This is a genomic window from Olsenella phocaeensis (assembly GCF_048189965.1).
Classification (GTDB): Bacteria; Actinomycetota; Coriobacteriia; order Coriobacteriales; family Atopobiaceae; genus Olsenella_I; species Olsenella_I phocaeensis.
Window position 1 is genome coordinate 11,467 of sequence record NZ_DBEZHV010000010.1, and the last position, 12,662, is coordinate 24,128.

Sequence of the window (12,662 nt, forward strand, 5' to 3'; positions counted from 1 at the left end):
ATCGCCGCGGAAGGGAAGGGGCTAGCCCCGTCCCCCGGCCGGCACGCGCGCCTCGCCCACCAGGCGGGACACCCCCGCGTGGTCGAAGGCCTCGAGCAGCATCTGCGCGTACCTACGCGAGACGCCCAGGCGGTCCCGGAACTGCGCCAGCGTCACAGGGGCGCCAGAGGCGAAGAGCTCACCGAGAGCGGCGCGGGCCTCCTCGTACGCGCTGGCCAGGACCAGCCAGCCGCCGGGCAGCTCGACCAGCGCACCCTCCCCCTCCATGTGGGCGAGAAGGGCCGCGAGCTCCGGCTCGGAGGCGCCGGCCGCCTCGGCGAGCTTGTCGCGCGACGTCGCCCTGAGGCCCCTCTCGCCCAGGACCTCGAGCAGGCGCCCCTGAAGCTCGAGCTGACGGTCGTCCAGATGGGGCTCGAAGCCGGGGAGCCACGCGCGGCCCTCCCCCAGCTCGAGGACGCCCTCGCCCGCGAGCCAGTGGAGCCAGGCGTCCGCGACGGAGGAACAGGAGGCGAGGACGCGCTCGCGCAGCTCCCCCAGCCCCATGCCGCGCTCCAGGGGATGGCCGTCCTGGTGCTCCCCCAGCAGTTCCCTGACCTCGTCGGCGAGCACACGGGCGCGGGAGGCAGAGGCGAGCCCGCCCCCCACGCGGACGCAGGCGCCGGAATCCACCAGCCGGCCGGCGATCCGCCCCGCCTCCCGGAGCGAGAGGTTCTGCGCCACGGCGAGCTGGCCCTCCCCCGGGAGCGCGAGCCCCGCGTCGTCGACGCGCTGGGCCAGGGCCTCCTCGGGTGTGCCGGCGAGGCGGGCGAGGCGCACGAGGACCTCGGGACGGTGGCGCTTGTGCCGAGGCGAGCCGAGCTCGAGGATGCGCCCGCCGCCCACCGTCACCATGGGAGAGAAGAAACGCACGACGAAGCGGTCGTTCGCCCTGGCCGCGAGCGTCCCCTGGAGGCTCAGCTGCGCGAAGCCACGCTCGCCGGGGAGGAGCTCGTCGGCGTCGAGGAGGCGCAGCCTCCCCACCAGCTCCTGCGTGCCGCAGAAGAGGTGGAGCGAGGAGGAGTTCCTGAGCGAGAAGCGCGCGTCGCCCGTGACCTCGAGCTCCACCGTGACGCGGTCCGCCAGCTCGACCGTGCCCGGAAGCGCCAGGACGTCGCCGCGCCCGACCTCGGAGCGCTCGACGCCCGCCAGGTTGGCCGCGACCCGCATGCCGGCCACGGCCTCGCCCACCGCCGCGCCGTTGCTCTGGAGGCCCCGCACGCGCACCCGCGCATGGCCGGGATACAGCTCGAGCTCCTCTCCCACGCGGATGCGCCCGTCCACCAGGCTCCCCGTGACCACGGTGCCGAACCCCGCCTTCGTGAAGGACCGGTCTATGGGGAGCCTGCAGGCACGGTCCGGGTCGCGGCGAATCGAACCGCGGGACCCCGGACCCTCCGCGAGCCTTGAGATGACGTCCCTCAGCTCGTCCAGGCCCTCCCCCGTGACGGCCGAGCAGCGCACGCAGGGGGCGCCCTCCAGGAAGCTCCCCCTCACGCGCTCCCGAAGGTCCGCCTCGACGGCGTCCGCCCACTCGGGCCCCACGGCGTCGCACTTGCTGAGCACGAGCAGGCCCTGCCTGACGCCCAGGAGGTCGAGTATCTGCAGGTGCTCCTTGGTCTGGGGCATGAAGCCCTCGTCCGCGGCGACCACCATGAGCACCAGGTCCATGCCCGTGGCCCCGGCGATCATGTTGCGCACCAGGCGCTCGTGGCCGGGGACGTCGACGACGCTCGCCACCTGCCCGTCGGGCAGCTCGAGGCGCGCGAAGCCGAGGTCCACGGTGATGCCCCGTTCGCGCTCCTCCTTGAGCCGGTCGGTGTCGATCCCCGTGAGGGCGCGCGTCAGCCAGGTCTTGCCGTGGTCGACGTGGCCGGCCGTGCCTATGACCAGCTCGCTCATCGGGCGCCTCCGCCCGCGATGCGCCCGAGGGCGCGCACCACCTCGTCCTCGTCGCCCTCCTGAAGGGTACGCACGGAGAGCACGACGCGGTCGTCCCTCAAGAGGCAGACGACGGGGACGGGGGCCGCCCTGAGGAGTGCCTCGAGGCGTGCGGAGGGCGTTCCCGCGAGCTCGAGCTCCACCCCCGCCCCCGGGAGGAGCGTGCTCGGCAGAGAGCCGCCCCCGGCCTCGTCCTCGAGCTCCACCACCCTGCAGGCGAAGGCGGGCAGCTCGCCCGCGACCCGTGCCGCCAGCGCCTCGGCCCTGGCGAGGAGCTCCTCTCGCCCGAGGGACAGCATGCGCAGCGTGGGAACGTGACCCAGCGCGTCGGCCCGGCTGTGGCTGAGCCTGAGCGTGGCCTCGAGGGCAGCGAGCGAGAGCTTGTCTATGCGCAGGGCGCGGGCCAGGGGGTTCTCCCTGAGCCGGGCCACGAGCTCGGCCCTGCCCACGACGATGCCCGCCTGGGCCGAGCCGACCAGCTTGTCTCCCGAGAAGCAGACGAGGTCCGCACCGTCCCTTATGGCCGCGCGGGGAGAGGGCACCCCGGGCAGCCCCAGGGCCTCGCCGGGCATCAGGAGGCCCGCACCCAGGTCGAAGAGGAGGGGGATCTTCGCCTGGCGGGCAATCGCGGAGAGCCCGGGCAGGCCCACCTCCTCGGTGAAGCCGCCCATGTAGAAGTTGCTCCGATGCACCTTGAGGATGGCGCCGGCCCCCTCGGCCACGGCGCGCTCGTAGTCGGCCGGGTGCGTCTTGTTGGTGGTCCCGACCTCCACGAGGCGTGCCCCGCCGCGCGCGAGGATGTCCGGCACGCGGAAGGAGCCGCCTATCTCCACCAGCTCCCCGCGCGAGATGGCGACGTCCCTCCCGCGGCAGATCGTGTCGAGCATGAGGAGGGCCGCCGCCGCGTTGTTGTTCACGACGAGGGCGTCCTCCGCGCCGCAGAGCTCACGGAGCAGCCCCTCGACGTAGGAGCCGCGCCCTCCCCGCGCGCCATCCCCGAGCTCGTACTCGAGGTTGGAGTAGCCCTGCGCCACCTCGGCGACGTGGGCCGCGACCTCGGGACCCAGGGGAGCGCGCCCCAGGTTGGTGTGGAGGACGACGCCCGTGGCGTTGATCGTGCGCCTCAGCCGGTGGGGACCGCGGGCGAGGTAGTCGTCGGCGATGTCGCGGGCAAGCTCGTCCTCTCCCGCGACGTGGTCCCGCTCGCCCGAGAGCACCTCCTCCCTGAGGCGTGCGAGAGAGGCGCGGACGAAGTCCGTGAGCTGGCCTGCCGGGACCTGGCCCCTGAGCGCCGCCATGCGGGGGCTTCCCAGGATCGCGTCCACCCGCGGGATGCTGCGCAAGAGGCTCTTGTCGGCCATGGGGTCCTCCCTCGTCGGGGGTCGTGCGGGGCGCCGGGCACGAACCCGGCGCCGGGGCTGGCTTGGCGGGAGCAGGTGGGAATCGAACCCACCCGAGCAGTTGCCTGCCCGAACTGGTTTTGAAGACCAGAGGGCGCACCAGTCGCCCATCTGCTCCCCTCTGGCCCGAGACGGGCCGAGTCGGCGGCACGGCCGGCGGGAGGGGCTCCCGCCGCAGCGGAAGGCCGCCTCCAGAACCTTAGCGCAGAAGCGGGGTGCCGGTCGCGCCGCGGAGTGCGCATTTCGCACGGCAGGGCACGCATTCTATTACGGCGGGGCGCGCATTCTAAATCTGAAATGCGCGTCTCGCCGCAAAATCGCAGGTCAACGGAGGAAGGTGCGCATTTCAGATTTGAAATGCGCACCTTGTGGCAAAATCCCAGCTCAGCAGAGAATGGCGCGCAAACCATTTCCAGAGTGCGCGGCAGGCGTCCGGAATGTGCAGCCGGAAGCCGGATCGTGCGGCGCCGGGCGGCCGGGAGAGAGCAGAACGGCCGACCCCGAGGGGCCGGCCGTCGCGAAGCGATCCTGCCGTGGCAAAGGACCCTAGTGGACCTTGCAGGGAATGGGCTTGGGAGGCGTCTTGGGCTTCTTCGCCCCGGCCATGACGATAGCGCCCTCGGGGCAGGCCTCGAGGCAGGCGCCGCACTTGGTGCAGGCCCGCTGGTCGATGACGTGCACGAACCGCGCCTTGCCCATGATGGCGTCCTCCTCGCAGGCGGGGAGGCACTTGCCGCAGCCCGTGCAGCGCGAGACCAGCACATGGTAGGTCATGTAGGCGCGGCACTCGCCCGCAGGGCACTGGTGCTTCGCGTAGTGCTGCTCGATCTCGTCTCCGAAGAGGTCGAGCGCCTGGCTCACGGTGCGGGCCAGGGTCTGGCCGAGCTCGCAGAGGGCGTGCTCCCCCATGACCGGGCAGAGGTCGCGCAGGAGGGCGACGTCGGACGCGCTGGCCTTGTTGGAGCAGACCTTGTTCATGATCACGTCGATCTGATAGCCGCCCTCGTGTCCCAGGACGCAGCAGCCGCAGCCCTCGTGCACGAACTCGCCGACCACCTCGCGCAGGGCGTTCGCCATGCAGCTCGCGGAGGTGTAGACGCGCACGAGGTCGAAGGTCGCGAGGTCCTGCGGGTCGTCCAGCGCGGACGCCGGAACGAAGCGGCTGGCGGGATACCCCAGGTAGACGGCCTTGACGTCCGCGTCCGACACGGAGGAGGCGGCGAGGATGTCGCGCACGCTCGCGTCACGGGGGAGCTCGACCGGGGCGTCCGAGCCCTCCACCCAGACGTGGCGCGTCTCTCCCTCCCCCTCGAGCCACTCGAGGCCAGAGGAGAGGAGCTTGCCCGGCCTCAGCGTGGCGGCCGTGGGGAAGGGCTTCTCGCCCGCGAGGAGGTTCCGCGTGGCGGTGACGTTGGAGTAGAGGAAGCCGATGGAGGCGTCCGCCAGGACGACCTTGACGCCTGGGAGCCTCTCCGCGAGCTCGGACGCCGTGCTCGGCAGAATCAGGGTGACGTCCTCCTCCCCTGCCTTGGCGATGGCCTCGTCCACGCGCTTCGAGAGAAGGTCGAGGGCCGTGGGTGCCTGCTTGTATGCAGGCATGAAGTTGACTGTGGTCATGTGCGTCCCTCCTAGTATTCGTTCCAGAGGCGTGGGGTGGCAAGCTGCAGGCGCAGGTCGCACTGGAGGCAGCGGCTCGCCTCGAACTTGGCCTCGTCCTCGCTGAAGGGGCACTCGAAGGGCTCGAAGCTGCCACGGCGCTGGTCGGCGGGCGCGAACTCGGGCTGGGTCTGCGTCGAGTAGAAGCCCTCGTCGGCCCTGCCGATGCGCGCGGGCGCCACCTCGGGCTCGAGGAGGACCTCGGAGATGTCTCCGTCGCCGCCCAGGAAGCGGTCGATGGAGCTCGCGGCGTCGCGGCCCTGGGCGATGGCGCCGATCACGGACTTGGTGCCCGTGACGTCGTCGCCCGCGGCGAAGACGCCCTCCTCGGAGGTCTCCATGCCCTTTCCGGCGACCACGTAGGGGCCGTGCGTGAGCTCGAGGCCCATGCCGGGGGTGTCCTCGGGCTTCTGGCCCACGGCGAAGATCACGTAGTCGGCGGGAAGGGTGAGCTCGGAGCCCTCGACCAGCTCGGTCACGGCCCTGTGGTTCTCGTCGAAGTAGAAGCGCTTGATCTTCTGGATGGTCATGCCGCCCACGAGGCCGGGCCTCTCGGCGGACTCGTCGATGGAGTTGAAGGCGTAGGCGTCGTGCAGGACCACGCCCTCCTCCGCGGCCTCCTCGCGCTCCTCGGGGGTGGAGGTCATGACGTCCTCCGCCTCGAGGCAGCAGACGTCGACGCTCGCGGCGCCCAGGCGCACGGCGGTGCGCGCGCAGTCGTAGGCGACGTTGCCGCCGCCCAGCACCACCACGCGGCCTCCCGCGACGGGCAGGGGCTCGCCCTCGCGCGCCGCCTTGAGGAAGGCGGTGTTCACGTAGACGTTCCCGAGGTCGTGGCCCCTCATGGGCAGCACGGTGCCCTGGTGCGTGCCCACGGTCACGAGGACGGCGTCGTGGCTCTCCCTGAGCGCCTTGACGTCCTGCACGCGCTCGCCCAGGTGCAGCTCGATCCTGGGGGCGTCGTCCGTGCCCTGCGCCACCTCGAGGATGGTCTGGACCTCCTTGTCCACGACCTCGTCGGGCAGGCGGTAGGCGGGGATGCCGTAGCGGAGCTGGCCTCCGGCCTTCTGGTTGGCCTCGAAGACGTCGACCAGATGGCCCTTCTCGGCGAGGTAGAGCGCCGCGGTGAGGCCTGCGGGGCCCGCGCCGACGACGGCGACGCGCCTGCCCGTGAGCTCCTCGTGGCGGCAGTGCTCCCTCCACTCGCCCGTGTCGCGCACAGCGGCGGCGCGCTTCAGGCGGCAGATGGAGAGGGGCTCGTGCAGCTTGTTGCGCTTGCACTCGCCCTGGCAGTTGTGGGTGCAGATGCTGCCCAGGGTCTCGGGGAAGGGGACCTTCTCGCGGACGACGGCCGTCGCCTTCTCCCACTCCCCCGCCTTCGCGTAGCGCAGGTAGCGCGGGATGTCGATGTGGGCGGGGCAGCCCGAGCGGCAGGGCACTATGTTGTCCTCGCGCGAGCGGTCGGACCTCATCATGCCCAGCGTGTCGAGGATCGAGCCCGTGGGGCAGACCTCGACGCAGGCCCCGCAGAAGCGGCAGCCCGCCTCCTCGAGCGAGACCGAGCCGTCGGTGCCTATGCGGATGCCGTCCTCGGTGCGCTGGTAGTCGAGGACCCCCACGCCGCGGAGCTCGCGGCAGGCTCTCACGCAGCGCCCGCAGCGGACGCAGCGGGTGAACATGTGGGTGATCAGCGGGTTCGAGTCGTCGGTCGCCACCGGGCGAGACTTGCAGTTCCAGCGCGACGGCGAGACGCCCATGTACTGGTACATGGACTGCAGCTCGCAGATGCCGAACTTGGGGCAGCCGGTGCAGTCGGCGGGGTGCGTGGCGAGGATGAGCTCCATGGCCATGCGGCGGGCCTTGTCGGCCTTGGCGCCGTCGACGTTCACGACCATGCCCTCGCGGACGGTGGTGCGGCAGGCTTGGACGGGCTCGGCCTTGCCCTCAACCTCCACCATGCAGAGGCCGCAGGTGCCTGCGGGCCGCAGGTCGGGATGCTTGCAGAGATGCGGGACGAAGATGCCGGCTCCCAGTGCGGCATCGAGGACCGACTGGCCCTTCTGGGCCTCGACCTCCTGCCCGTTTATGGTCAGCTTCAAGGTGTTCCTCTCCAAATCCGTCGTGCCTCGGACGCCCCCGCGCCCTTGGCAAACGTCGCCCCCGCACGGGCGGGGGCGACGCTCAGGTCACGATCGGTCGCGCGCTGGCGCTAGTCCCACTCGTCGTCACCGGAGAAGTCCGCGGACTTCTCGGCGGCGTTCTCGCCGGCGATGCGACCGGAGTTCAGACAGAAGCCCATGGTGTTGCCGGGGATGGCGAAGTTGTAGGAGTCGCCGTAGATGGTGCAGGCGTCCGTGCCCACGCAGTAGAGGCCATCGATGACCTCGTGCTCGTCGGTCATGACCTCCATGCGGTCGTTGACCAGGACGCCGCCCAGGGTGCCGTAGGCGCCCATGTACTGGCGGCAGGCGTAGAAGGGACCGCTCTCGAGGGGCAGCATGAACTCGCGCTCCTTCTCGAAGAGGGTGTCGAAGCCCTCGGCGCACATCTCGTTGTACTGCGCGACGTTCTTCGCGAGGCCCTCGGGGTCGATGCCGATCTTCTCGGCCAGCTCCTCGAGCGTGTCCGCCTGGGCGATCACGTGGTTGCCGGCACCGTCGAAGTAGGTGTCGAGGTCGCGCTGCCACTGCTCCTCGAAGCCCTCGTAGAGGTCGTGCGGGTGCACGTGCGAGACGATGTCAGGACCGTCCTTCTTCCAGTGCTTGAGCATCTTGGAGTCGAAGATCGCGAAGCCGACCTTGCCGGGAAGGTGGTTGATGGCGTTGCCCACGAAGGTGGTGTTGTAGATGTCGTCCTCAGGCATGAAGCGCTCGCCGGTGCGGTCGCACCAGTAGCAGGGCTGGCGGAAGGCGCCCTCCACGTAGAAGTGGTTCATGTTGTCGGGGAGCTGGTACATCATCTCCATGGTGACGGGCGTGTGGCCCGCGCCCACGGCGTGGCACATGTTGAAGCCGTCGCCGTCCATCCCGGGGACCGCGAAGGAGTAGAGGTTCTTGCCCCACTCGAGGCCGATCTTCTCCTCGATCATCTTGGCGTTGGCGCCGAAGCCGCCGGTGGCCACGATGACGGCGGGGCAGGAGACCTCGACCTCCTCGCCGTTCTTGTCGACGGCCTTGACGCCGCAGACGGCACCCTCGTCGTTGACGAGGAGCTCCTTGCCGGGGGTCTCGAAGAGGAACTCGACGCCGAGGTCCTGGGCGCGCTCGGTCATGCGCTTGGTCATCGTGGTGGCGGCGCGGGGACCGGGCTCGGAGCCGTCCTCGGGCTGCACGACGTGCCAGGTGTACTCGCCGTCGGCGTAGGCGCGGGTGCGCTCGCGGGCGCGGAAGGCGGGGCGCACGGAGTTGAACACGACGCCCATGTCCTGGAGCCACTTGATGGTGTCGCCGCTCTTGAAGTAGTAGGCGCGGACCAGGCGAGGGTCGACCTGGTAGTGGGTGTAGAACATGTGGCGACGGAAGAGCTCGCCGGGCGTGACCTCGATCATGGACGCCTTCTGGACGGGCGAGCCGGCCGCGCAAGGACCCATGCCCATGTTGGCGGCGCCACCGGTATTGGACGCCTTCTCGAGGGTGATGACCCTTGCCCCGCCCTCTGCCGCGGCCACCGATGCCGCGAGTCCTGAGAGACCTGCCGCCACTACGACGACGTCGCACTCGAGCTGCTGTGCCATGTGACTCCTCCTCATTGCCGGATCCTTGCATCACAACTGAAGCCGTGACTAATCTCCCATGCGGGGAGCCCGTTGCATATGTACGCGCGCACAAGGTCTTGTCCCGTGCGGCCCTCCCTCTCGTTCGTAGGGGCAAAAGCGCGGGACCTGCCGACGAACGTCAGACGTCGCCGCCCTGGCACGGACTGTCCCGCCGCACAAGGTCCGCCGGATGGCGGGCGGCTCTCTTGGGGCCATGACCATTGGACCGCGTCTTCCAGGCGCATAGGATACGCAGGGCATTCACGTCATGAGTCGAAGTGGAGAGAATCATGTGCCAATGGAACAGGAGCGTCATCCTGCAGGACCTCGTCCTCGCGCTCGTCATCAACACCAGCGCCACCCTGCTCGCGGGGGCGCCACTCGCATGGGGGACATGGTATCCCTACACCGCGGTGGCCTTCCTCACCAACGTGGTCGCGCAGCTCGTAATACCCACCGGCTCCATCGCGCTGGCGCTCACCAGGGGGCTCGAGGGCAAGCCCGCGCGCCTCTGGTGCCAGGTGTTCGTCGAGAACCTCATCTTCGTGACCATCATCTCGCTCACCGAGGCGTTCACCCAGGTGGGGGTAGGTGGCATGCTGGCCGCCTGGTGGCAGACCTACCTGTGGCTGGTGCTCATAGGGTACGTGACCTCGGTCGCCCTGGTCGCCCTCTTCTCCCAGGTCCGCCAAGGCGGGCGCGTAGCCGCCTGACCGGGCTTCCGCGCTCCCCGGCTCCTCAGCGGATGCCGCGGGGAAGCCAGGGAGCGCAGGGTCCAGCCAGCCCACGACCGAGGGGTCCGTCGGCGATACCGGCGGACCCCTCGACTCATTTGACTAACCCTCTGGCGCCGCTCGCCCAAGCGAGCGCCGTGGCTACTCGAAGCAGGCGAAGCCCTGGAAGGTGGGGATGCCCGTATAGGTCTTGGCCTCCTCCTCGCCGTCCAGCACGCGGATGGCGCCGGCGGCCATGGCCTCGAGCTCGAACTCGCCGGGGTAGGCGCTCACGGGGGCAATCCAGCCACAGCCCTCCTCGACCGACCTCACCAGGTCCGCGTTGTGGACCATGCCGCCGCCCAGGAGGATGCCGTCGACCTTGCCGCCCAGCGCTCCCGCCATGCTCGCGATGCTCTTGTCGAGCTGGTAGAGGAGAGCCTCCCACGCCCGCCTGGCCGCCTCGTCGCCGGCAGCCACGCGCCGCGTGACCTCGATGGCGTCAGAGGTGCCCAGGAGGTCGACGAAGCCGCCGGTCTTCATGCAGAGCGCGCGGGCCTCGCGGACGTCGTGCCCCGCCTCGAGGTAGTTCAGGACCTCGGCGACGGGAACGCCTCCGCAGCGGGTGGGGGCCATCATCCCCTCCCCGCCCACGATGTCGAAGCCGTCGATCATGCGGCCCCCACGGTGGGCCGAGACCGATATGCCGCCGCCGATGTGGCACACGACGAAGTTGCAGTCCTCGTAGCGCCGCCCCATCGAGCGCGCGTGGCGGATGGCCGTCTCCTTGAGGTTGAGGGCGTGCAGGTGCACGTGCCGGTAGACGCCCCTGATCCCGGTCATGCGTGCCTCGTCGCAGAGCTCGTCGGTGTCGGGCGGGTTCACCGCGAAGGCCGGCTTGCCGCTCGCGTCCGCCAGCCGACGGGCGATCTGCGGCCCCAGCTGGGCCGGGTGCTGCACGCCGTTCGCGCCGCGCGTCGCATGGTCGAGCAGGACGTCGTCGATCCGGTAGGTGCCGCCCGGCAGGGGCAGGAGGCCACCGCCACGGCCCACGAAGGCGTCGACGGTCGCGAGGTCGACGCCGCCCTCGGCGAGGGCCGCCTCAATCGTCTCGAGGCGATAGGGCAGCTGCTCCGAGATTCCCGCGAACTCGGCGAGCTTCGAGGCCTCGTGGGCCACGGTCTTGGTGAGCACCTCCGTCTCTCCGTCGAAGACGCCCACCTTCGTCGAGGTGGAGCCGGGATTGATGACGAGGATGCGATAGTCCCTCTCTGCCATGCCTACGCCTCCTTGGCCTTGAGCGCCTGCGCGCGGACGCAGCTCATCACGACGTTGCCCACGATCTCTGACACGGGGGCGGAGCGGCTGCAGTCGCAGACGATCTTCCTGAAGCCCTGGAGCATGGGGCCGTAGGCGTCCGCATGGCCGAAGTTCTGGACGAGCTTCACGCCCACGTTGCCCACGTTGAGGTCGGGCCAGATGATGACGTTGGCCCTGCCGGCGACGTCGCTCTCGCGCTTCACCTTGTGGGCGGCGACGGCCGGGTTGATGGCGGAGTCGAGCTGGAACTCGCCGTCGATCTTGAGGTCGGGGCGCCGCTCCCGTGCGATGTCGCGTGCACGTTGGACCTTCTGGACCATCTCGCCGGAGCCGGAGCCGCAGGTGGAGAAGGACAGGAGCGCGCAGCGCGCCTCGCGGCCAGTCAGCGCTGTCCAGGTCTCGCAGGCAGAGATGGCGATGGAGGCCTCCTGCTCGGGCGTGGGGTTCTGGCAGACGGCAGAGTCGCCGAAGCCCAGGAGCTGGCCGTCGGGACCCTCGTAGCCCGGGATGTCGAAGATGCCCATGGAGGAGATGACGTCCACGCCCTCGGCGAGGCCGACGATGGTCTGCCCGCCGAGGATCACGTCCCCCGTGGGGCAGTCGATGCCGCCGAAGGTCACGTCCACGTCGTCCAGCGCCTGCATCATGAGCGCGCGCTCCATGGGTCGCACGACGCGGCGGCGGACGCCCTTGGGCTTCCACCGGTTGCTCGGCAGCGCCTCGAAGCGCTGGGCGAGGGCCTCGTTGGCCTCCTCGTCGGCGAGGTCCACGAGCGTGACGCCCTCGAGCGTGACGCCCTGCTCCCGCGCGTTGGCGAGGACCTTGGCGGCGTCGCCCACCACGGTGCAGTCGGCCACGCCCGAGCGCTGGCACTCGGCCACCGCCCTGATCATGGTGGGGTTCTCTCCCTCGAAGAACGCGACGCGCTGGACGTCCTTCCTTGCGCGCTCGCGCATGTCTTCCATGAGGTCCATGTCGTCTCCCTTCAAAGGGGGGAGGCACTCCGCAGAATGCCTCCCCCGATCACGGTCAGGTAAAGCGAGGCGGGAGCGCTACTCCTCGACCTCCTCGGCGACGCGGTCGACGAGCTCGCCGAAGGTCGCCATGTTCATGATCTCTGACACGGTCACCTCGGCGTCGAGCTCATTCTCGATCATGGAGGTGAGGGCGATCATCTTCATGGACTCCTTGCCCAGCTCGTCGAAGCTGGTCTGGGGGGTGATGTCGCCGTCGAAGCCGTAGGCGGTCTTCGCGAAGCCCGCGAGCTGCTGGAAGAGTTCCTCGTTTGCCATGCCAGTTACCTCTCTCTTCTTATCTTGGGCGAGAAGTCCCCGCCCTCCGTTGGCGCGCGCAGTCGCCTAGGCTTCGACCTCGTCGAGCTCGAAGCAGGGCTGCCACCACTCGACGAGCTCGTCGGAGCTCTGCTTGAGCGGCACCTCGCGCCTGATAGGCTTGAAGTGGACGCCGATCTTCTCCTGGTCCTTGTACAGGCGCTCCTGCAGGCCCTTCACGACCTTCTTCTTGCCACAGAAGACGACGAAGCTGTACTCGGCGCCCTCGTCGAGGCGAACCTTGCCGTAGCCGTAGGGCGCGATCGCCTTGAGGTAGGGCTTGTCGTTCTGGATGCCGGGCACCACGAAGGACTCGAGGGTGCCGTGGCCGCTGAGCTCGACCCATTCCGTCTGGTGGTAGCCGCAGGCGTTGCAGCCCAGGTGCGGCGGGAACTCGATGGCCCCGCACTCGGCGCACCTGCGGACCAGCAGCTTGCCCTCGGCGACTCCGTCGTAGAACCTCTGGACGATGGGCTCCATGTCCTCTAGAAGCATCTCTGTACTCCCCTCT

General features: G+C 69.8%; 10 protein-coding genes and 1 tRNA gene. 1 reads left to right on the forward strand and 10 read right to left on the reverse strand.

What is annotated here, in order from left to right:
• Window positions 1-21: 21 nt before the first annotated feature.
• From selB to ACMPH2_RS04820, 6 genes are all read right to left on the reverse strand, one after another.
• The gene (selB, locus tag ACMPH2_RS04795) at window positions 22-1,938 is read right to left on the reverse strand and encodes a selenocysteine-specific translation elongation factor (RefSeq protein WP_417118750.1); all 1,917 of its coding nucleotides are present in this window, start codon (window positions 1,936-1,938) and stop codon (window positions 22-24) included.
• The gene (gene selA / locus ACMPH2_RS04800) at window positions 1,935-3,338 is read right to left on the reverse strand and encodes an L-seryl-tRNA(Sec) selenium transferase (RefSeq protein WP_417118751.1); all 1,404 of its coding nucleotides are present in this window, start codon (window positions 3,336-3,338) and stop codon (window positions 1,935-1,937) included. Before selA ends, selB begins: the two co-directional genes overlap by 4 nt.
• A 63-nt stretch (window positions 3,339-3,401) precedes the next feature.
• Window positions 3,402-3,496 (reverse strand) — tRNA-Sec (locus tag ACMPH2_RS04805).
• A gap of 427 nt (window positions 3,497-3,923) precedes the next feature.
• A complete protein-coding gene (locus tag ACMPH2_RS04810) occupies window positions 3,924-4,994 on the reverse strand; it encodes an NADH-ubiquinone oxidoreductase-F iron-sulfur binding region domain-containing protein (protein ID WP_083558269.1) in 1,071 nt (356 codons plus the stop codon).
• An 11-nt stretch (window positions 4,995-5,005) separates the two neighbouring features.
• The gene (locus ACMPH2_RS04815; protein ID WP_417118752.1) at window positions 5,006-7,132 is read right to left on the reverse strand and encodes an FAD-dependent oxidoreductase; all 2,127 of its coding nucleotides are present in this window, start codon (window positions 7,130-7,132) and stop codon (window positions 5,006-5,008) included.
• 110 nt (window positions 7,133-7,242) lie between these two features.
• Window positions 7,243-8,766: an FAD-dependent oxidoreductase gene (locus tag ACMPH2_RS04820; protein WP_417118753.1), complete on the reverse strand. Its 1,524-nt coding sequence runs from the start codon at window positions 8,764-8,766 to the stop codon at window positions 7,243-7,245.
• A 311-nt stretch (window positions 8,767-9,077) separates the two neighbouring features.
• On the opposite strand from ACMPH2_RS04820, the gene ACMPH2_RS04825 reads away from it, so the two are divergent.
• Window positions 9,078-9,500, forward strand: a complete 423-nt coding sequence (locus ACMPH2_RS04825; protein WP_062530254.1) for a hypothetical protein — start codon at window positions 9,078-9,080, stop codon at window positions 9,498-9,500.
• 162 nt (window positions 9,501-9,662) lie between these two features.
• Here ACMPH2_RS04825 and buk read toward each other — a convergent pair whose 3' ends face one another.
• From buk to ACMPH2_RS04845, 4 genes are all read right to left on the reverse strand, one after another.
• Window positions 9,663-10,778: a butyrate kinase gene (gene buk, locus ACMPH2_RS04830; RefSeq protein ID WP_062530252.1), complete on the reverse strand. Its 1,116-nt coding sequence runs from the start codon at window positions 10,776-10,778 to the stop codon at window positions 9,663-9,665.
• 2 nt (window positions 10,779-10,780) lie between these two features.
• Window positions 10,781-11,794 carry a phosphate acyltransferase gene (locus ACMPH2_RS04835; protein WP_062530251.1) on the reverse strand — a complete coding sequence of 338 codons (1,014 nt, stop codon included), beginning with the start codon at window positions 11,792-11,794 and terminating at the stop codon, window positions 10,781-10,783.
• Window positions 11,795-11,872: 78 nt separating this feature from the next.
• Window positions 11,873-12,112 (reverse strand): acyl carrier protein, encoded by a 240-nt coding sequence (locus ACMPH2_RS04840; RefSeq protein WP_062530249.1) that lies wholly within the window; start codon window positions 12,110-12,112, stop codon window positions 11,873-11,875.
• 66 nt (window positions 12,113-12,178) lie between these two features.
• On the reverse strand, window positions 12,179-12,646 hold the full coding sequence (locus ACMPH2_RS04845; RefSeq protein ID WP_417118754.1) for a Zn-ribbon domain-containing OB-fold protein: 468 nt from the start codon (window positions 12,644-12,646) through the stop codon (window positions 12,179-12,181).
• Between the last annotated feature and the right edge of the window lie 16 nt (window positions 12,647-12,662).